Raw genomic sequence first — 20,391 nt, 5'->3', positions numbered from 1 at the left:
ATTATCATGATTAAGGCATCGTTAAAATAATTGAGCCTGAACCAGAGAAATAGCCCGGTGCAACACGACCATTCGTGTGCAGAATCGATTTAACCTCTACAGGTATCGTTCCATTTTTAGGCACATCAATGACAGAGCCTTTTTCACCTGGTTTTCCATCAAGGAATAAATCAGCATACAAACTGTTATCTGCTCGTAATGGAACTCGCCCACTGTCTGAGCCTGATGCAATAACCAGTACTCTCATCGCTAAGTTACAAGTCACATTGATATTTTGAGCACGTTCAGCATTTTCTAAACTTACTTCGTCAATATCACCATAATTAAGGTTTACAGCACCTTCCGTTATTTTGCAGGCACCAACAGGTGGCGGTGCAATACCACATAATGATCCCGGTAATAAACGTCCATTTGGGGACCATCCTCCTTCCTTAGATTCATAAAATAACCCAACACACTCTTGGTTTGAGGTAAGAGGATCACCATCGTGTCGTGCCGTTCCTTGTATTGGGAAACTTTCAACTCTCATTACCGCATCACGGACGCCTGCTAAATAACGCTCTTTTTCAACTCGAACAATGCTTCTTACCGCCGAACCAGGAGAACCATTAGCATCATGTTTATGGTTAATTGTTATCCAGCATTTACTCCAGCCATAACAAGGGTTTGGCGTATAGGCATCTTCAGGATCCCAACGCTGAATAACATAGGTATACGTTGCGTGAGCTGGTTCACCCTCTGAATGTGTAATATAAGAAAAGATAGATGCCATCGCGGGCGCTGAAAACAGTAGACCTATCGCAATACACAGAGCCGGAAATCGTTTTAATATAAACATGTAAAACCTCAATCCTAATAATTAGTCATAATTCAAATGGAATGTGGCTATTGCGCTAAATGGACCACGTTTAATAGATTGATTAGTAATCGCATCCGGCTCCCCTTGAATAAAGGCGTAAAAATTTAAAATAGTGTCATCCGCATTTAATGAAAGTTTGTCTGTCTCTTTATTAACAGGTAGCGCATTTCCGTTTTCAGATTCCAATCCAACCGCAATACCTGCGGCTTGACTACTTGGGCTTATTGCTAAAAAACCTTGCCCTGCCATGGCTTGATTTTCATCACCTTTAAACGTTATTTTGACGCTTTTACCTATGGTTAAATCACATTCAGATAAGCGTATTTGAAATAATTGGCTTGGCGTTCTTTGATACGCATAAAGGTTCTTATCAGGAATATTGCCAAAATCTAATTCAACGGTTTCATCACCGGGTTTTATCGTGCAAGGCTCATCAACTAATATGCCGTGAAAGTACATATTGTCGGGTGCAGAGAAAGCGGGTGACGTTAACCCCGTATACATGGCTAAACCCAACACGAACGGGATCGATAATCTTTTTGTGTTCATCAATACGCTCCTATTGGTATTCAGCGAGAAGTGTCGCCGATACTTCAAATGCGCCTTCAGGTAAGGTGCTACCCGGTTTTTTTACAGGTACCGCTTGGATCACAGGTGGATTATCAGGCGATATCGCAATGCGCTCGTTTAATTTAAAAGGCTGACCATCCTGCGTAAGATGAATGCCCAAATCAGGAATATTGGTTTGTAATGCGGCATCATCAAATTGAGTTTTAGGACCAATAATAGAAAGCCCTAAATCCCATCCTTTTGAATTCGGATCACAGACCAATCGATAATTCACCGATTCGGTATAATTAATACCATCCACTTTATGAATACCGACGTTATGCCCAAAATAGACATCTATCAGTTCGTTGTTGCTGATAACACAAGGTGGTGGCACTAATAAAGTGCCAAATAACTTCATGTTTGGAGTGTCTGCACTCATGATAGAGTAAGAATTCAGCAATAAAATCAGACACATATATTTTACTTTATTCATTTTCTGACCTCTTACTGATAATCCACATGCAGTGTGCCACTTGCAACAAAATCACCACCCACTAGCGTGGCACTCTGATCACGAACCGGAATGGCTTCTAATTCAGGCAAATTGGGATAGGTAAAATTAATCGCTTTACCTAAATCTAATAATTGCCCTTGATATAGAATACGGACCCCTAAACCTGTAATATCGGTTTGTAATGCATTTGAATCGAACCCAGTTGCACCGCCTGTAACATAAACCTTCATCGCATTTGTCGGCATTTTTTGACACGTCGCGGTATAGTGGATAGGTTGCTTATAACTGATGCCATCAATACGCGTACTCATCACCTCGCCAAAGTTAACTTCAATCATTTTGCCGTCATTAATTACACAAGGCGGTGGTGCAATAACATTGCCCGAAATATTGATATAAACAATTCCGGGAATAACATCTTTCACCGCTCTGGCGGGTAAATTCGCAACAGCAGTAAAACTTAGGCCTCCAGTAAATGTTGCCAGAATAAAAATCAACACTGCTTTGCTTGGGCTAAACCGCTGTTCCATTTTCATAAAATAGACCTATTTAGTATCCTGCTGATGTTTCTATCACTTTGCATTCATTGCCATTACAGCTAAATTTCATCTGTGGGCGTCCACCATAATCATTGATATAACTTAAGACGGGCGATGCCCCAAACACGGAGGCATTCAGGTTTATCGTGCCTGTACTTTTAGGCGCAATCATTAATGGCTGAAAACCGTCAAGACTTTTTCCTTGTAATCCTGCCAATCCATCGACTAACGTCACGTAATAAGGTGTTGGATTATTGACTTCGTAACGATCACCTTTTTTCGTTAATGTGATCTTTTCTTGCCAAGGATGCGTTAAATCAGTTTGTGTGGCATAAATAGATGCGGGGCGATAAAACAATTTGATCCGTGTTTGCAATGCTATTTGCAACACATTGGGTTTATCACTACGAGGCGGAATTTCACGTAAGTTAAAATAGAAAACACTTTCTCTATCTTGCGGTAACTTGGCAATGTCAGGTAATGATTGCACTTTTACTTGGCTTTTATCACCCGGTTCAATACGTTGGATAGGAGGTAAAACCAGTAATGGATTATCAATACGCTCTCCATTCTCATTTTCCATCCAGCCTTGAGCTAAGTAAGGCAACTCTTTATTTTGATTACTGACATTTAAGCTAATAGATTTATCTGCACCATTAAAAATGACACGTGTTCTATCTAAAGCAATTGCGGCAATAGCTTGACTAGTAAAGATCATTCCCGTCAATAAAGTGGTTGTTACAATAAATGAGCGCTTTAATAACATCATTTTGAATTACTCTTTTTGTCTAAAATTGTTTTACCGTTCCCCGCTTTTCTCACCCTATTGTGTTATCAATCGAGGCTGAGGTAAGGGTTCTGTTCTTTGATTGGCAGTCGAAGATGCGGCATCTCCATCACCACAGGTCAGTAAAAGTGAGGACATAAACAGCCCTTCGACCAATGTTGGAATACGGACTTTGCACTGTTCTTGGCCATTCCAACGAACACTTAATACATCATTGGTATTGATACCCGTTAGATAGACGTTTCCACCATCGTTCACAATACCTAGCTCACGACCTTTATCTGTTGTGATACTGGCACCAAATGGAGGATAAGAGCCGTCTTTTAAGCGGATCACTGCCATCGCTTTTTGCCCTGAAACCACATCAAAATGGCGGTAACCTATTGCACCTTCAGTCAATGTTAATTGTTGAATTGATCGTAAGGCTTCAACGTTATCCGGCATCTGATCAAGGTCGATGCTGGCACTACTACGATAGTAATCATTGATATCGGGTAGCACTGCTTTACCAAAAGTATTTGTACGGGTAATTGCACCAATACTCTTAACAGGTACATCTGCAACGCCATCGGTATCAATAAGTAAACGCGTACTTCCTGTACGACTCGTACGGTGTAATGCACCACCTTTTGGTGTGATAGTCGCACCGCCTTGTAGTGATAATGTGGCCGAGGTATATTCGCCAGTAATATGGCTCGCACTGGCTGTCACCAATGCAGTATCTGCATAATGCATAAGGTAGGCATCAGCAGAGGGTTTACCATTACTGCTTAAACCAGCCCCAACTCGATAACTACTATTATTATCAAGACGATCGTAATAACTGACATTATGTGAATTGCCGTGTTTATTAATGACAGTGTTATAGCTGATTGTTGCTCGATCACTCCAAGGCATGCTGACATTCATATAAACACCATTATCATTGGTGCCATTGAACTTATTACGAAATGCCGACAGGCTAAGATTGATATTTTTAAAGCCACCAATATCCATTGTTTTCGCCAACGATAAGTTGTAGTTATCGTTGTTAGGTTTATTCCAATATGTTTGATGGCTATAGTTTAAGTAAGCACTTAAGCCCCATTCAGGGAACTGCTTACTGAACATAATGGTATAAAGTTCTTTATTGTTATCTTCTTCACCGTCACGATAACGACGATCTAAATACTGGTTCATACTCATAAAATCACGTTCAGAGAATCGATAACCAGCGAAGGTCACTTGGCTGTTTATTTCTTCAAAACGTTTTGAGTAACTTAAGCGATAAGAACCACCATCATAGCGTTTGTTGTCACTTGGAATTTTTGCCCAAGAATGCGTGGCATCAAAAGAGATAGCACCAAACATCATCAAGTCACGACCAATACCCGCAGACACTGAGTTATAGTCACCAGAAACTAATGATCCGCCGTAAAGTGACCAACCATTACTGATACCCCACGAGAATTCGCCCATACCAAAAATGGGGCCTTCTGTATTGCGGTTCATATCGGATGGCTTACCCGCAGAGAATTTATATTGCACTCGCCCCGGGCGTGTTAAATAAGGAATGCTGGCGGTATCCATTTGAAATTCTTGTACTGAACCATCTTGCTCTTCAACACGAACATCTAATTTGCCACTGACTGCATCATTAATATCTTGGATACGGAATGGGCCTGGTGCGACTTGCGTTTCGTAGATGACTCGACCTTGTTGGCTAATCGTCACTTTCGCATTGGTTTTCGCAACCCCCGTCACTTCAGGCGCATACCCTCTTAAATTAGGTGGCAACATATTGTCATCCGTTGACAAGTTAATCCCCGTAAAACGGAAATTATCGAAAATATCAGAACGAGAGTAAGTCTCACCCATTACAAGGCGAGCACCCAATTGAGTAACTGCTCTATAAAGATAGAGCTGGCTCCATTTCCAATTATTTTCAGTGCTGTCGGGAAGGCCTGTTGTATGTTGATAGCTTCCTTGCCAATCCGCGCGGAAACGCCAAACACCAAGGTTTGCACCCACAGTTCCTAACCCCGTAACTTGTTGACGTTGTTTTCCTTTAGCGGGATCGGTCACATTAGCGTTGACGTTATAGTCAAAAATAAGCCCAGAGATACCGTGATCCCAGCGCGATGGGGGATCCCAGTTAGGTGCTGAATACTCAAGATAAGCTTGAGGAATTGTCAGTAATAAATTACCGCTCCCTAAACTTGCATTCACCGTCATACCTGGAATTGAGGTCATATCAAGGCAGCTACCGTTGTCTTGATATTGAACTTTTGTCGCCCACTCAGGTTTGAGTCCGAGTTGATGAACCAATTCTGGCGGCAAGCAAGGTTCACTGCCTTTAGGATCATTGGCAGGTACAACATAATTAATGTTATAGATCTCAGGAAGTTCATTATTGTTGATACGAACAACAAACTCATATCGACCGGGCATAATATAACCCGCACGAGAGAAATCAGATAAGTCAATGTTTTGCTTATCTTTCAGATCTAGAATATCAGCATTAAACTCAATATCACTATTCGCTAAAGCTGAATTTGAAATACTAGAAGCGCCAGTAAGAATTAAATAGATCAGTACAGCAACAGGCCGAATAGTATGTTGTTTTGTCTTTTTTTCCGTCCCTAAACAAACGGTTTTGAATGATCTCGCCATAAATTATCCAACCCGATCCATTTAATAGTATTCCAACTTAAATCGCAGCGTTGTACGGTAGTTCCCTGCTTTGGGTATCTCGTTATTTTTAACTATTCGAGCTTGGTAAAGTAATGCCATTGATTTTGAATCAATACCGACAGGAGGTAATGGCTGCCCAGGAATAGCCTGTCTGCCATAACGGTCGGCTATCGCTAATGAAGCACCTTTCGCTTCACCAGAAAGCGTAAAATTACCATTTCCGTTAGTGGGGCCGTCAAACGTTGCAATAAAACGAGGGTTGTCCGCTTCCTGACCTTTTTGTTCAATTAGCGTACATTCCGTTAATCTGATAGAAAAATACTCAATAGGTCCTTGCCCTTCAGCCACAAGCATGGGGATAGAAACAGTCGTCAAAGGAATAACTTGTTCGCCACTTCCCGCTGAAATTGTGCATGACGGTTCTAAAATTGTGCCTTGAAGATTAAGTACCCCAAATCGCTGATGCATATTTTTATCTTGTTTTACATCACTGGCTATTGTCGAGGTTGTCAGTAAGCTGGCAATAAGACATAACCACAGTGGTGTCATCTTGCGATTCATATTTTTCTCCGTAAGAAAAAAATCGTTAAAAATAGACACAGGAAATAAAGCTCTGTACCTCCCTGTACAGAACTTATTTTTTCTTACTGGTAAGTCAGTGCGAAAGTAGCAATTGCAGTAAAGTCACCTGGAACAGCAGCTTCTGCAGAAGAACCTTGTAAATAAGCCGCAAAGTTCAGATCGTTATTACCATCACGCAAGTTTTGAGCAGCACTTGGTGTACCTAATTTAAGTTGTTTGCCACCTGCATCAGTGATGACAACCGCAGCATTTTTAGCAATACCTTCAATACCTAAAGAGCCCGCTAAAATATCAGCAGCTTCTGAACCAGTGAACGTTGTTTGAACTGTTTTGTAAGTTTCAGTTGTGCAATTTTCTAAAGAAATTTTGAAGTCACGAGAATTACTACGACCGCCATCTTTTAATGCAGCAGTAGAAACTTGACCTAATGGAACAGTTTGATTTTCTGTATCAGGTGTAATTGAGCAAGGAGCATCGATAATTGAACCAACAAATTTAACTGTACCATGACCTTGATCTTTTACTGGATCAGCAGCAAATGCAGAACCCGCAGCAACAGATAAACCTAAGCCAAGAACTAACGCTAATTTATTTAATTTCATCTTTTTTGTTTCCTAAAATATAAAGGACGAAGACATTAAAAATAATAAATTCATTAGGAGTAAATTATTCCTAATTGAATGACTCATTATTGAGTTTTTTAATTTTGGTATACTTAAGCTCGTCCTAATCGAAATTAAATATCGTTAGAAACAAAACAAAATACACCAAATTGTTTTGTTAAAAATTTTCATCTCGAAATTAAGCGTATTTAGATAATCGGCCTTTAAATGTCGAAAAAAGAGTTTATAATTCTAAGTGCAAATACTATAATTTGTGAAAAAAGTAAAAAAATTTATTTCTAGATTTTAAACAAAGTAACCAATCGTATTTGTTTTTTAAAATAATGATAAATATCAAAGTGTTAAACAAATGAAAGTGTATGGTTAATATTAAATTTGACTTAAGTGGGAAGCCAGAGAATAATAGTAAACAATTTGGTGTATTCTGTTTATTTCTCTAAATACGACGAGTTTCCTACCTATACTTGCTTTTCACTTTTCCAATCAATGACTTTCATTTTCTAAAAACAGATAAACTTTCAATAAACTTGTTTAAAATTAACAAGTAAAAGTGCAAGCATAAAAAAAACACAACTCTTTATTGATGCATATTACTTGTTATAGTGTTGCATCAATTAGCTTTTGCTCCTTGTTATCTCATTGAAAAGGTTATGAAAATGAAGCAGCGCAAGTTTCTTACTCGTTTTGAGATCAATTCTATTTTGAAACAAACAAAGGAAGGTAGGTACCCAGAAAGAGATTACTGTATGTTTTTAATGTGTTTTTTACATGGTTTTCGTGTCAGTGAGCTCTGTCGATTAACCTTAAGTGATATTGATTTGGAAAGTCGGATACTCTATGTCAGACGCTTAAAGGGGGGATTATCAACAACACAACCTATTATAGAAGAGGAATATGAAGCGTTAGTTAACTGGTTGAAAAAAAAGGAAACGTGGAGAGAATCCGACTCTGAATGGGTCTTTTTATCTCAAAAAACAGGTCCAATTTCTCGCCAACAAGTATATGGTTTACTTCGCCGTTTAGGCAAAGATGCTAATGTATCCATTGCACCTCATCCTCATATGCTACGCCATGCATGTGGCTATGCGCTCGCCGATTTAGGTAGAGATACACGTTTAATTCAAGACTACTTGGGTCATCGTAATATTTCACACACCGTTATCTATACAGCAAGTAATTCAAAACGATTCGTTCACATTTGGGATACGAGAAATTAACAATATGGTATTTAATAAATACATTTCACAAAAATTAATACCAAAATATAATAGGCTGGAATTTTTCAATAAGAATAAAGTTAAATTTAATGTAATTAAGAAATTTAGGAATTGTTTTATATTAAATAAATAATTGGGGTAAAAGATATTAATAAGTTATTAATAATAATTTCCTAATTAAAAGAAGATTTGATATTAACATTCTTTTTATGATTATCTTTATTAGGTGGTGATAAATTTAATATCAACATTTATTTATTAATAATATTAAACATTTATTGTTTATTTTTTAATCTATAAATAAGGGGTTAATTTAAACACAACTTTAATTATTGAACTTATATTCATTTATCTTTCATGCGCACGCTATCATATGTCACTATCCCCTACGTTACCGTTCGGGGATAGTGATGAATTATCTTATGCTAAGTTCAGTTATCCTTTCACACAAACGACCTGTCTTAGGGTATGAACAATTTCAACTAATGATGATTGAGCTTTCATAACGGCATCAATATCTTTATAAGCCATCGGTATTTCATCAATAACATCCTTATCTTTTCGACACTCTACATGAGCTGTTGCACGAATTTGGTCTTCAACACTAAAGGCTTTTTTTGCTGCTGTCCTGCTCATTACGCGTCCTGCACCATGACTACACGAACAGAAACTTTCGGCATTTCCTTTTCCTCTTACAATAAAGCTTTTAGCTCCCATTGAGCCTGGAATGATCCCCATTTCACCTTTTTGAGCTGAAACAGCACCTTTTCGAGTCACCAACACCTCTTCACCAAAGTGCATTTCCTTTTGCACATAGTTATGGTGGCAGTTCACCGCCTGTTGTTGTGTCGTAAAAGGTTTAGTTATTTGTGTCGATAATGCGGCCAACACACGTTCCATCATAATTTCACGATTATGTCTGGCAAAATCCTGTGCCCATTCTACGGCTTCTATATAGTCATCATAAAAAAGTGTCCCTTCTTTTAAGTACGCTAAGTTTTTATCTGGCAAATTAGTGATATGTTCTCTCATATCTTCTTGTGCCATTTGTATAAATAATGTACCTATAGCATTCCCAACACCGCGTGATCCGCTATGCAGCATTACCCAAACGTTATCCGACTCATCAAGACACAACTCAATAAAGTGGTTACCTGTTCCCAACGTACCAAGATGATGATAGTTATTTGTTTTCAATAAACGAGGATACTTATCCGTTAAAACCTTAAAACGCCCTTCAAGTTGTTGCCAATGCTGATCAACAATTTCAGGCGGCTGATACCACGCACCTCGGTCATTACCTGAACGGGTGCTGGTTCTTCCATGAGGCACCGCTTTTTCTATTGCTGCTCTTATGGCAAATAAATTATCAGGCAGATCATTGGCGTGTAATGATGTTTTCACTGCAATCATTCCACAACCGATATCCACACCAACAGCCGCTGGAATAATCGCACCTTTGGTGGGAATAACACTGCCTATCGTTGAACCTTTACCTAAATGGACATCAGGCATGACCGCCATATGTTTAAAAATAAAAGGCATTTTAGCCGTATTGATAAGCTGTTTTAGCGCATCAGGTTCAACAGGCACGCCATTTGTCCACATTTTAATCTCAGCAGTTCCTGCTTCTTTTACTATTTGATGATCCAATATCATGCCTGTGCTCCTTTAATTTGTACTAATCCATTTAATACTTGGTCTAAACCACCATAAACGGAAATTTTATCAATACGCTCAGCAATGCGTTCTACCGTTTCCAACTCTTTTAATCGCAATGCCACAGGGTTGTTTTCCATCACTTTTGCGGTATTTAATAAAGAACGCGTTGCCGATGTCTCTTCTCTTCGACGGATCACGTTGGCTTGTGCTGATTTTTCAGCCTCAACGACTTGCGCTAAAATCGTTTTCATTTCACCGGGTAAAACAATATCTTTTACCCCTAAGGAAGCAACTTCAATACCGTATCCTTGGGTCACTTCACTGATTTTTTCACTGACTAAATTATCTATCAGACTTTTATTTTCTAACAATTCATCAAGCGTTCTTGTTCCTACGGCCTCACGTAAAGCAAATTGTAACTCTTTATATAAGAACTCAAGAGGTGAACTTAACTGTTGATAAGCAGAGAGTACGTCGCTATAACGCCAGTTAGCTGATAAGTTAATACGTAATGTCACTTTGTCTTTTGTTAAAATTTCTTGCCCACTGACATCCAGTGCTTGTAAACGCATATCGACCACTTCAACATCCACTTTGTGCTGATAACGCCAATAGCCTTTTAATCCCGGTGGCAATAAAGATTGAGTTTCACCATTAATTCGAATAATGCCCGCATGCCAAGCGGGAATATCAACATTGAGCACACCATCACTTCCCTTTACGATCTGATTACGCAATTTTGGTTGTTGTAATTTCTTCATTAAGGCCGCGGGGACTTCCAATTCTTCAACTGATAAAATATCTAAAGTACGATCGGCATAACGCCAATATAAACGTCGAGTACCCGGTGCTAGAATCTCTTTTAAAATCCCATTCTCATAGAGAAGGCCAATTTCCTCATCGGATAACACAATATCGAAACCATACTCTGTCACCCATTGAGGATAGTATTGACGTAAAAATTCGGCTTTCTCATTTTCTAATGCACCACCATTTAAAGGGAAGATATCCGCACTAAGCTGATGCCCTAAATCAAAAAACTTATGCTCACCCGCCATTAGCACATCAATGTATTCATCTTTTTTCTTTAAAAGTGCTAACTGCCCCTGTTTTACCACTATTGTTGTTTTTATCATTTTACGTTCCTTCTTCTTTTATTCTTCTTTATATAGTGCAATTTATCGTGGCTTACTTTTCCACGGGCAAGCTTTGCGAAACTAAAAGGAAAACAAGAGAGGAACGATGCATTGTTTGTCTCTTCTTCTGCTTTCAATCCAGCGCAGTTGCTGGTGGATAAGTAAGGTGACGATACTGCTGTCACAACGATTTTTTATATTTAATTTTACATTTGGATTTGTAATGGTTTTGGTGTCAGGAATCGAACCTGAAAATAACCCTCTTCACCTACAGAGTCTTGATGTGGAGGAACACATTTAGATAACACCACAGAGTGTTCTTTATGTGCCTACCAGATTTAAAATCTGCTCAAGACATTAATAATATTGCGAAGATCGTGCCAAGTTTTTTAAATTCGTAAAAAATACGTTTAATTCATTGTTTTTATTTATAAAAATATTTTTCATGTGATTTTTAAATATTTAGCCGTTGAATTAAAAACGATAAAAACCTATCTTTTTATCTATATGGTTATAAATATAAATAAAGATAGGTAGGGATAACTTAATGAAACGTAAAGTGGTAATTGGTGTTTTAGGCACAACATTAGATAAACGAGGTAAAAACCATAAAAGGTGGAACTCATGGCGCCCAACAATTTCCATTTGTCATCAAAAGGATTTTCCTGTTAGCCGATTAGTCATGATCCACCAGCCTAATGACTCAATGTTGGCGTCTAACATTACAGAAGATATTCATACTGTCTCACCAGATACTGAAGTACTACCTTACGAAATTGATATTCATGACCCTTGGGATCTCGAAGAGGTGTACAGCCACTTTCTTGATTTTGCTGTGAATTATCCTTTTGATACCGAAAATGAAGAGTATTATGTGCATATCACGACAGGAACACATATCGCTCAAATTTGTTGGTTTTTACTGACAGAAGCGCATTACTTGCCAGCAAAACTATTACAAACCTCTCCTTCTTCTAAAATAGAAAATGAAGACGGCATCAAAACAGTGCAATCAGCAACGGGCAGTTATGCGGTGATTGACCTTGATTTAAGTCGTTATACCAAATTAACGAGCCGATTTGAGCACTACCATAATGAATCACTTTCTTTCTTAAAATCAGGAATTGCCACACGTAATGAACGCTTTAATACGTTAATCGCTCAAATTGAACGTGTCGCATTACGCTCTTTTGCTCCTATCTTATTAACAGGACCAACAGGAGCCGGTAAATCATTTCTTGCCCAGCGTATTTATGAATTACGGCAATCTCGTCATTTTGTAAAAGGTCGATTTATTGCTGTTAACTGTGCCACTTTACGTGGTGACAATGCGATGTCTACCTTATTTGGGCATGTTAAAGGGGCATTTACAGGCGCATTACAAGCCAGACAAGGTTTACTACGAGAAGCCGATAAAGGAATTTTATTTCTGGATGAAATTGCAGAGTTAGGACTTGATGAACAAGCGATGTTGCTGAAAGCCATAGAAGAAAAATCGTTTTATCCTTATGGTTCAGATACTGAAGTACAAAGCGATTTTCAATTAATTGCAGGTACTCATCGGGATATGGATAAGCAAATTCAAAAAGGGCTTTTTCGTGAAGATCTTTATGCAAGGATCAATATGTGGGCTTTTTCTCTGCCAGGATTAGCGGATCGTAAAGAGGATATTGAGCCTAACATCGATTATGAATTGCATCACTTTGCAACACTTTATCAAAAGGCGATCCGCTTTAATTCAGATGCAAAATCACACTATATTCGGTTTGCAATATCTGAACAGGCATTATGGCGTGGCAATTTCCGTGAACTTAGTGCTAGTATAACGCGAATGGCTACACTTGCCGAAAATGGTCGTATTACCCTTTCTCTTGTTGATGAAGAAATTAACCGTTTAAAACAAAGTTGGGGAATAACCTCCTCTTCTTTATTAAACAGTGCTGATATTGATCTTTTCGATCTTAGCCAACTCAATACAGTTATCAAAACGTGCCAGCAATCATCAACACTCTCAGAAGCCGGTAGAAAACTTTTCGCAGTATCAAGACAAAATAAAAAACAACCCAACGATGCCGATCGCTTACGCAAATACCTTGCGAAATTTGGCTTAAGCTGGGAACAAATTCAACATGGAGAATAATATTTCATTATGGAGCTCACTTTTTTAGGTACTAATGCAGGTGTTCCTTCTAAGGATCGTAACGTCACAAGTATGGTGCTTGATTTACAAAATAAACAAAAAAGCATGTGGATGTTTGATTGTGGTGAAGCCACACAACATCAAATATTACATACTCGAGTGAAATTACCGCGTGTAAATAAAATCTTTATTACTCATTTACACGGTGATCATCTCTTTGGTTTGCCGGGATTACTCTGTAGCCGTTCTATGGGGGGAACTGAAACTCTCTTAACGGTATATGGCCCTACGGGTATCAAAACTTTTATAGAGACTGCACTGACCTTAAGCCAATCTTATTTAACTTACCCGATTAATATCGTGGAAATAGAGGAAACAGGCTTTCTTTTCGAAGAAGAAGGTATGAAAGTCAGTTGTGAAGCACTTTCTCATCCAGTACCTTGTTTGGGTTACCGTTTAGAAGAAGAAAATAGCTTGGGTAAATTAGATGCCGAGAAACTAAAAACGGAAAATATTCCTGCGGGCCCTTGGCTACAAGGCTTAAAACAAGGTAAAACCATTACATTACCCGATGGGCGAAAAATTGATGGCAAAGAATATATTGGCCCTGAAATTGAAGGCCGTTGCATTGCCATTTTTGGTGATACGCAACCGACACCAAATGCATTAAAGCTGGCTGATAACGCAGATGTAATAGTGCATGAAGCAACGTTTAAACATGAAATGGCAGAGCAAGCAAATAGTCGAGGCCATTCAACAACAGTACAAGCGGCACAACTAGCAAAAGATGCTAACGTTAAAAAACTGATTATTACCCATATCAGTAGTCGCTATTTGCCAGAAGATTGTGCTGATTTATTGAATGAATGCCAGCAAGTCTTTAGTCACACTGAAATGGCCACTGATTTTGCAGTATTTAAGTTGTAATAATCGGTACTCTTTCTCGATAACAATGGCGGCATAACGTCGCCATTGAACCTGTAAACAATGCTATCACTATCAACAAATAACCTAACTATCAATTTATACTTTTTAATTGTCTTTTAAGATTGTGGTGCGCTTTATTTTGCCATCCTGCAAAATAAAGTTAACTTTACCATCCCAAAACTCAGCCAAGAAGACATCTTCAGGTTTATCTATATGCTGATTTTCCATTTCTTCTTGTAACCATGCTTCATCTTTTTCTATCTGCACTAATTCTGAAGTACGGATAACGCCCTCTTTCATCACAATTAATGATGGCATTTTAGCACCATCACACACTACGGTGATTTGTCCATCTGGCTCAATTTGTGCGTAATTGACTTCCTGAAACGAATGAATACCTTGTGCATGAAGACGAGAGGTAATATTGAGAATATCTATTTTGTTCTTCTTTTCCATAATATTTTCCATAATAAACTCGCCCTTCTTTATTATAGGGATCGGATTACCAATGGTAACAGCACGGAAAAAATTGAATCGCTTGCTAATATAATTAAGTAAAGAGATAAAACTTACACCAATTAAAAAAACAATAATATATTGATAAAGTGGAATAGCATCGGTATAAATTACCCCACCCATAATGCCACCAAGCACAAAATTACCAATAAAATCAATAGGAGTGAATTGGGAAAGCTGTGTTTTTCCTGATAAATTCATATGAACTAATATGATAGTAAAACCAATAATAAATTTAATAACAACCAGAAAGTAATATTCCATTTGTCTCTCACATTTCCAATAATATCTGCTTTCATTATTATAAAGCAGAAAACCCTACCTTGATAAAAATTCAAATTATTTTTCATGATATTTGACTAAGAAAAAACACTTAATATACTTAGGTTTGTTGATTTTAAGACTCACACTATACTTATTACGATAGTTTGACGGTAATCTCTTACTCTCAACGTAATAGCTTCTCGCCTTTTCTACTTCTTATGCGGGATATCACCGAATTGTTTTTGAACATACATTTTGGAGAAAAAAATGAATAAAAAACTACTTACTTCATTGGTTCTAGCGGGTCTTGTTACCATTACAGCAGGTTGTGATGATTCATCTAAAAAAGTTGATGAAGGACTTGATAAAGCAAAAGAAACCGCGACCCAAGTAACGGAAACCGCGCAAGATAAAGCAACAGAGTTAACTAATCAAGCCAAAGAAAAAGCCGCTGATTTGAAAGAAGACGCTTCTGCCAAAGCCGATGAATTGACACAACAAGCTCAAGAGCTAAAAGATAAAGCTGAGCAAAAAACTGCAGAATTAAAAGCACAAGCAGATGAAAAAACAGATGCCTTGAAAGAAAGCATCTCTCAAAAAACAGATGAATTAAAAGATGCCAGTGCTGCAAAAGCAGAAGAGATTAAGCAAAGTTTAAGTGCAGAAAGTAATAAATTATCTGAAAAAGCCGCAGAGCTAAAACAAGATGCGAGCAAAACTGCAGATAACTTAATGCAAGAAGCCGATAGCAAAGTTGATCAATTAAAAAGTGATGCATCAAAAACAAGCGATGATGTTAAACAGCAAGCTCAAGATACTGAAAATAAAGCGCTTGATAAAGCAGATCAATTAACCGATCAAGCTAAACAAAAAATTGATAATTTAAAAGCTGAAAATAAATAATCTGATTTCAGAATTTTTGATGATACAAAAGCCAGTAAAATTTTACTGGCTTTTTTTGTGCAAAAAAAAGCCTAAGGTTGATCGATTAAGCAAAAAATGTAACCATGTTCTCCTTTTTTCAACAGGAGAAACCTATTGATGGGTGAAGGCACCTACAATAAAACAATAGTAACAAATTGATTTAATGATAATTTTCTTCATCTTGCGGAAAAAATAATTGACTTCCGCTCTTTTATAAAACACCTCACTTATTTGGTGCTTTATTCAAATTTTCTTATGAACTTTTCTTTTCTGGTTATAGATACAATCAGAAAGTTGATAGCGAAAAAGTCTCTTTCTAAGAAAATAACAAAAAATAGGTTAGCTATGAGTCAACAAAACGATATAACGCCTCAAAAAGTTAGGATAAAAATTAATCCTCCCGTTTTTTATACATCAGCACTACTCATTTTATTTATCGTTGGATTTTCTGCACTATTTCCAGAGCTTGCTAATGATAAATTAGGTCGCCTTCAGGAAAACCTCTTCACTAATGCGAGTTGGTTTTACATTCTAGCCGTAGCATTGGTTTTGCTGAGTGTGACTTATTTGGGATTCTCCCGCTTTGGTCAGATCAAGTTAGGCCCCGACCATGCACGCCCTCACTTTAGCTATTTTGCTTGGTTTGCTATGCTTTTTTCAGCAGGTATGGGAATTGGATTAATGTTCTTCGGTGTTGCTGAACCTGTAATGCATTACCTTATGCCCCCAACGGGTGAAGCACAAACGATAGAAGCCGCTAAAGAAGCCATGCGATTAACCTTTTTCCACTGGGGATTACATGCGTGGGCAATTTACGCCATTGTGGCATTAATTTTAGCATTCTTCTCTTATCGTCATGGTTTGCCATTAACACTGCGTTCAGCACTTTACCCTATTATAGGCGATCGCATACATGGCCCAATTGGTCATGCTGTTGATATTTTTGCTGTCGTAGGAACCGTTTTTGGTGTCGCAACCTCACTTGGCTTTGGTGTTTTACAAGTTAACGCCGGTTTAAATCACCTTTTTGATATTCCTATTAATTCAACTATTCAAGTTATCTTGATTGTTGTAATAACAGGACTTGCAACTATTTCTGTTGTTTCAGGACTAGAAAAAGGGATCCGATTCTTATCCGAACTTAATCTAGGATTGGCGGTTGTTCTCCTTTTATTAGTCATTATCCTTGGACCAACTGTATTGATATTGAAGTCATTTGTTGAAAATACAGGGGGTTATCTATCCGAAATTGTCAGTAAAACCTTTAATCTTTATGCTTATGAGCCAAAATCTAGCGATTGGTTAGGGGGATGGACACTGCTTTATTGGGGATGGTGGCTGTCATGGTCTCCCTTTGTAGGAATGTTTATTGCCCGTATTTCGCGCGGTCGTACTATTCGAGAGTTTGTTATCGGCGTACTGTTTGTTCCTGCAGGCTTTACCTTACTTTGGATGACCGTTTTTGGTAACACTGCAATCCATTTAATTAAAGATAAAGGCGCTGAAGCACTGGCCAACGTCGTGCAACAAGATGTTTCTTTAGCTTTATTTGAATTCTTAAATTATTTTCCATTTTCATCTGTTTTATCTTTTTTCGCGATGTTGATGGTGATTGTTTTCTTTGTCACATCTGCAGATTCAGGTGCAATGGTTGTTGATACTTTAGCTTCAGGCGGAGATAGCGAAACCCCGGTGTGGCAACGTATTTTCTGGGCTGCATTAATGGGAATTTCAGCAATCACCTTGTTATTAGCTGGGGGCTTAACCGCACTGCAAACGGTGACAATAGCGAGTGCATTACCTTTCTCAATGGTATTGCTTGCGTCTATTTATGGGCTAATAAAAGCATTACGTGTTGATGTTTATAAACGTGATAGTCAGCAATTAACGACGATCGCTCCCCCTGCTAGCCGTAATCCCATCCCATGGCAACGTCGTTTAAGAAATATTGCCTATTTTCCAAAACGTTCTCATGTAAAACGTTTTATGGATGAGGTTATTCAACCTTCAATGGAACTGGTCTCTACTGAGTTAAGTAAGCAAGCCACTCAATGCTATATCCATCATGAAGAAGATGACCGCATTGGTTTTGAGGTTGATTTAGGAGACGACATGAATTTCTTCTATGAAGTTCGTTTACGTTTTTATACCCAACCCGCTTTTGCTTTGGCAGGGCTTAGTGATGAAGAAAGAGACGAAGAACATAAATATTATCGCGCTGAGATCCACTTAAAAGAAGGTGGACAAGATTACGATGTAATGGGTTGGACGAAAGAGCAAATCATTCACGATATTCTTGATCAGTATGAAAAACACATCCACTTCTTACATGTGCTAGGTAAACAGTAATATTATCTATGTCATAACAGTAAAAGGAGATGCACAAGCATCTCCTTTTTTATTGATGACCAAAGCGACTTATTTTTCTGAAGGTTCTTCATCATCAGGATTTAACGCAATCAGTTCTTTTAATAATCCAGATAGACGTTGTAATTTTTCAGTTGAAAATTTTTGCTCAAGTAATTGGTAGCCTTCTTCAATTTTAGGCTGAATTTTATCGTATAAACTTTGCCCATTGGCAGACAGTGACACAAAAAGCTTACGTTGGTCACTGACGGGTTTTAAGCGACAAATCAGCTCGTCTCTTTCCATTCTAATCAAAATACCTGTTAAACTGGGTCGAAGAATACACGATTTTTGTGCTAATTCATGAAAATCGATAGACCGCTTATCCGCAAGGACTCGAATAATCCGCCACTGCTGTTCTGTCAGATTATGCTCTTTAAGAACAGGTCGAAAAAACCCCATCGCAGATTCCCGAGCTTGCAGTAGCGCGATAGTTAATGATTCATGCATAATCAAAAAGCTCTTTATATGGTGTTATAGGTGAAATGATGAAACATCACTCAATATAGGCAGTGAAAAAGTACCGCTGTTTATGGTTTGTAAAATGACTATATTCTAAGAATAGACTATTTGTTACAATTATTCATATTAACAAATAAATAAAGTTGACTCAATTTCTGCAATTTTATTCTCTTTGTGCAATTTATCACTCTTGCACTTTATTTATGCCAAGCGTAATTTTCACAACCTTTTGACCTATACGCAATTATCGTGAATTGACAAATTGTGTTATCCCCTTTTCAATCGAAAAAAGTCGCTTAATTTGCCTATTACCTTTGCTATAAATTAGGCAATAATGTTCTTTAGCGATAAGGTTGTCTCACGGCTTTTTGAGATAAAGTTAACAAATTGTAACAAAGAAAGATTGCTATCTTTGTTTATGCGCGGTAGCGTTACGGCTTTAAACTCACGCGACAAAGAAACCAGCAAGTTCATAACAACTTTGTTAAGCGAAGTAGTTAAGGAGTATTTGGATTACCTTAACTCATTATTATTTTAAGTGAAGACGCCCACAGACGAGAAGTCTGGCAGTAGGAGTAGAAAATGTCTGAGGAAAAACAGGCTAACCCACTTTTTCGAGATGCAATGGCAAGTTTAGGTGCTGCGGTCAATATCGTCGCCACAAATGGTGATGCAGGATGCTGTGGTTTAACGGCAACAGCGGTATGTTCAGTGACTGATAATCCACCAACAGTAATGGTTTGCATCAATAGTAAAAGTCAAATGAATACCATTTTTCAAGAAAATGGAAAATTAAGTATCAATATCTTAAATCATGAACAAGAAGAAATGGCTTGCCATTTTGCTGGAATGACAGGACTTGCAATGGCAGATCGTTTTACCCAACCAGGGTGGCAAAACGGGCAATTACAACAACCTGTACTAACCAATGCACTCGCTTGCCTAGAAGGCGATATTTATGATGTTCGCCAAGTTGGTACTCATTTTGTTTATATGGCTGAAATTAAAAATATTGCAGTGCGTGAAGATGGGGATGGCTTGATTTATTTCAAACGTCGTTTCCACTCTGTTAAAAATGAATGGCTATCAACCCCCGCTTAAATCTTGATAATATTTAACTCAAAATAAAAACGCACTTTTAATAAGCGCGTTTTTATTGATAATTATCATCTCAAAAAATTAAATAATTATTTATATTAAATGAATAATTATTTTATCAAATGACATTACCGATTCTTTTGGTCTTTATTAAAGATTTATTAACATCTGTTTGTTATAAGAGAACATATTTTAATTATAGCGAAAAATTTCTTTCTAGAATCAATCAGTCACATAATTAAGAATATTTTCTTTTCAATTTTATTCCTCATTTTTATTTAATTTAATCAGATTAAAATATAAGCAAATAATTATCTTATTGATTATTATTTATACCAAAGATCAATTAAATGACTTTATTTGAAAATAAACTAATGAATATTTTTTTCAATCTGGTATTAATCTTCCCTACAGTGTGATCAACCTTTGAGAAGTCATTCCATCAATATATTAGTCTACTCGACTTGCTGATTACCTTCTTAAATTTGCAAACATCACTCTAAATACGGC

Annotated in this window: 18 protein-coding genes; 6 read left to right on the top strand and 12 right to left on the bottom strand. The window is 37.6% G+C overall.

Going from position 1 to position 20,391, the window contains the following annotated elements; genetic code table 11:
- Nucleotides 1-10: 10 nt before the first annotated feature.
- From INT04_RS11550 to INT04_RS11515, 8 genes are all read right to left on the bottom strand, one after another.
- Nucleotides 11-838, bottom strand: coding sequence for an adhesin (locus INT04_RS11550; RefSeq protein WP_193016282.1), 828 nt, complete (start codon nt 836-838; stop codon nt 11-13).
- Nucleotides 839-859: 21 nt separating this feature from the next.
- Complete coding sequence (locus INT04_RS11545) at nt 860-1,408, bottom strand: fimbrial protein (protein ID WP_193016281.1); 549 nt, start codon at nt 1,406-1,408, stop codon at nt 860-862.
- A gap of 10 nt (nt 1,409-1,418) precedes the next feature.
- A complete protein-coding gene (locus tag INT04_RS11540) occupies nt 1,419-1,904 on the bottom strand; it encodes a fimbrial protein (RefSeq protein WP_193016280.1) in 486 nt (161 codons plus the stop codon).
- Nucleotides 1,905-1,915: 11 nt separating this feature from the next.
- Entirely contained in the window at nt 1,916-2,461 is a 546-nt protein-coding gene (locus tag INT04_RS11535) for a fimbrial protein (protein WP_193016279.1), read from the bottom strand.
- Between the two features lie 13 nt (nt 2,462-2,474).
- Nucleotides 2,475-3,233 (bottom strand): fimbria/pilus periplasmic chaperone, encoded by a 759-nt coding sequence (locus INT04_RS11530; RefSeq protein ID WP_193016278.1) that lies wholly within the window; start codon nt 3,231-3,233, stop codon nt 2,475-2,477.
- Between the two features lie 54 nt (nt 3,234-3,287).
- Nucleotides 3,288-5,903, bottom strand: coding sequence for an outer membrane usher protein (locus tag INT04_RS11525; protein ID WP_193016277.1), 2,616 nt, complete (start codon nt 5,901-5,903; stop codon nt 3,288-3,290).
- Between the two features lie 21 nt (nt 5,904-5,924).
- Nucleotides 5,925-6,473, bottom strand: a complete 549-nt coding sequence (locus INT04_RS11520) for a fimbrial protein (protein WP_193016354.1) — start codon at nt 6,471-6,473, stop codon at nt 5,925-5,927.
- 95 nt (nt 6,474-6,568) lie between these two features.
- Entirely contained in the window at nt 6,569-7,108 is a 540-nt protein-coding gene (locus INT04_RS11515) for a fimbrial protein (protein ID WP_193016276.1), read from the bottom strand.
- A gap of 677 nt (nt 7,109-7,785) precedes the next feature.
- On the opposite strand from INT04_RS11515, the gene mrpI reads away from it, so the two are divergent.
- Nucleotides 7,786-8,346 carry a phase variation DNA invertase MrpI gene (mrpI, locus tag INT04_RS11510; RefSeq protein ID WP_193016275.1) on the top strand — a complete coding sequence of 187 codons (561 nt, stop codon included), beginning with the start codon at nt 7,786-7,788 and terminating at the stop codon, nt 8,344-8,346.
- A 435-nt stretch (nt 8,347-8,781) separates the two neighbouring features.
- Here the strand turns inward: mrpI and INT04_RS11505 are convergent, their stop codons facing one another.
- Both INT04_RS11505 and INT04_RS11500 read right to left on the bottom strand, forming a co-directional pair.
- On the bottom strand, nt 8,782-10,005 hold the full coding sequence (locus INT04_RS11505; RefSeq protein WP_193016274.1) for an RtcB family protein: 1,224 nt from the start codon (nt 10,003-10,005) through the stop codon (nt 8,782-8,784).
- The gene (locus tag INT04_RS11500; protein ID WP_193016353.1) at nt 10,002-11,141 is read right to left on the bottom strand and encodes a slipin family protein; all 1,140 of its coding nucleotides are present in this window, start codon (nt 11,139-11,141) and stop codon (nt 10,002-10,004) included. The genes INT04_RS11505 and INT04_RS11500 overlap by 4 nt, the downstream gene beginning before the upstream one ends.
- A 550-nt stretch (nt 11,142-11,691) precedes the next feature.
- On the opposite strand from INT04_RS11500, the gene rtcR reads away from it, so the two are divergent.
- Nucleotides 11,692-13,284: an RNA repair transcriptional activator RtcR gene (rtcR, locus tag INT04_RS11495; RefSeq protein ID WP_193016273.1), complete on the top strand. Its 1,593-nt coding sequence runs from the start codon at nt 11,692-11,694 to the stop codon at nt 13,282-13,284.
- Nucleotides 13,285-13,293: 9 nt separating this feature from the next.
- Complete coding sequence (gene rnz / locus INT04_RS11490; protein ID WP_193016272.1) at nt 13,294-14,211, top strand: ribonuclease Z; 918 nt, start codon at nt 13,294-13,296, stop codon at nt 14,209-14,211.
- A 105-nt stretch (nt 14,212-14,316) separates the two neighbouring features.
- Here the strand turns inward: rnz and INT04_RS11485 are convergent, their stop codons facing one another.
- The gene (locus INT04_RS11485; protein ID WP_193016271.1) at nt 14,317-14,991 is read right to left on the bottom strand and encodes a DUF421 domain-containing protein; all 675 of its coding nucleotides are present in this window, start codon (nt 14,989-14,991) and stop codon (nt 14,317-14,319) included.
- Nucleotides 14,992-15,258: 267 nt separating this feature from the next.
- Between INT04_RS11485 and INT04_RS11480 the strand changes: the two genes are divergently transcribed.
- Entirely contained in the window at nt 15,259-15,894 is a 636-nt protein-coding gene (locus tag INT04_RS11480) for a hypothetical protein (RefSeq protein WP_193016270.1), read from the top strand.
- 366 nt (nt 15,895-16,260) lie between these two features.
- Nucleotides 16,261-18,264: a choline BCCT transporter BetT gene (betT, locus tag INT04_RS11475; RefSeq protein WP_193016269.1), complete on the top strand. Its 2,004-nt coding sequence runs from the start codon at nt 16,261-16,263 to the stop codon at nt 18,262-18,264.
- A gap of 69 nt (nt 18,265-18,333) precedes the next feature.
- On the opposite strand, the gene hpaR is transcribed toward betT, so the two are convergent.
- Entirely contained in the window at nt 18,334-18,771 is a 438-nt protein-coding gene (gene hpaR, locus INT04_RS11470) for a homoprotocatechuate degradation operon regulator HpaR (RefSeq protein WP_193016268.1), read from the bottom strand.
- Between the two features lie 594 nt (nt 18,772-19,365).
- On the opposite strand from hpaR, the gene hpaC reads away from it, so the two are divergent.
- Nucleotides 19,366-19,884, top strand: a complete 519-nt coding sequence (gene hpaC / locus INT04_RS11465) for a 4-hydroxyphenylacetate 3-monooxygenase, reductase component (protein WP_193016267.1) — start codon at nt 19,366-19,368, stop codon at nt 19,882-19,884.
- Nucleotides 19,885-20,391 lie beyond the last annotated feature (507 nt).

The sequence above is a fragment of the Proteus sp. FME41 genome, from assembly GCF_014897315.1.
In the GTDB taxonomy this organism is placed as follows: Bacteria; Pseudomonadota; Gammaproteobacteria; order Enterobacterales; family Enterobacteriaceae; genus Proteus.
The sequence above is the reverse complement of the archived record's forward strand: the minus strand, read 5'-3'. Positions and strand labels throughout refer to the sequence as shown.

Excerpts from the sequence above, each read along its gene's own strand:
- INT04_RS11540 (WP_193016280.1), bottom strand. The coding sequence starts at position 1,904 with ATGAATAAAGTAAAATATATGTGTCTGATTTTATTGCTGAATTCTTAC.
- INT04_RS11515 (WP_193016276.1), bottom strand. The coding sequence starts at position 7,108 with ATGAAATTAAATAAATTAGCGTTAGTTCTTGGCTTAGGTTTATCTGTT.
- INT04_RS11480 (WP_193016270.1), top strand. The coding sequence starts at position 15,259 with ATGAATAAAAAACTACTTACTTCATTGGTTCTAGCGGGTCTTGTTACC.
- betT (WP_193016269.1), top strand. The coding sequence starts at position 16,261 with ATGAGTCAACAAAACGATATAACGCCTCAAAAAGTTAGGATAAAAATT.
- INT04_RS11550 (WP_193016282.1), bottom strand. The coding sequence starts at position 838 with ATGTTTATATTAAAACGATTTCCGGCTCTGTGTATTGCGATAGGTCTA.
- mrpI (WP_193016275.1), top strand. The coding sequence starts at position 7,786 with ATGAAGCAGCGCAAGTTTCTTACTCGTTTTGAGATCAATTCTATTTTG.
- INT04_RS11525 (WP_193016277.1), bottom strand. The coding sequence starts at position 5,903 with ATGGCGAGATCATTCAAAACCGTTTGTTTAGGGACGGAAAAAAAGACA.
- INT04_RS11520 (WP_193016354.1), bottom strand. The coding sequence starts at position 6,473 with ATGACACCACTGTGGTTATGTCTTATTGCCAGCTTACTGACAACCTCG.
- rnz (WP_193016272.1), top strand. The coding sequence starts at position 13,294 with ATGGAGCTCACTTTTTTAGGTACTAATGCAGGTGTTCCTTCTAAGGAT.
- INT04_RS11535 (WP_193016279.1), bottom strand. The coding sequence starts at position 2,461 with ATGAAAATGGAACAGCGGTTTAGCCCAAGCAAAGCAGTGTTGATTTTT.
- INT04_RS11505 (WP_193016274.1), bottom strand. The coding sequence starts at position 10,005 with ATGATATTGGATCATCAAATAGTAAAAGAAGCAGGAACTGCTGAGATT.
- INT04_RS11485 (WP_193016271.1), bottom strand. The coding sequence starts at position 14,991 with ATGGAATATTACTTTCTGGTTGTTATTAAATTTATTATTGGTTTTACT.
- INT04_RS11545 (WP_193016281.1), bottom strand. The coding sequence starts at position 1,408 with ATGAACACAAAAAGATTATCGATCCCGTTCGTGTTGGGTTTAGCCATG.
- hpaC (WP_193016267.1), top strand. The coding sequence starts at position 19,366 with ATGTCTGAGGAAAAACAGGCTAACCCACTTTTTCGAGATGCAATGGCA.
- rtcR (WP_193016273.1), top strand. The coding sequence starts at position 11,692 with ATGAAACGTAAAGTGGTAATTGGTGTTTTAGGCACAACATTAGATAAA.
- INT04_RS11530 (WP_193016278.1), bottom strand. The coding sequence starts at position 3,233 with ATGATGTTATTAAAGCGCTCATTTATTGTAACAACCACTTTATTGACG.
- hpaR (WP_193016268.1), bottom strand. The coding sequence starts at position 18,771 with ATGCATGAATCATTAACTATCGCGCTACTGCAAGCTCGGGAATCTGCG.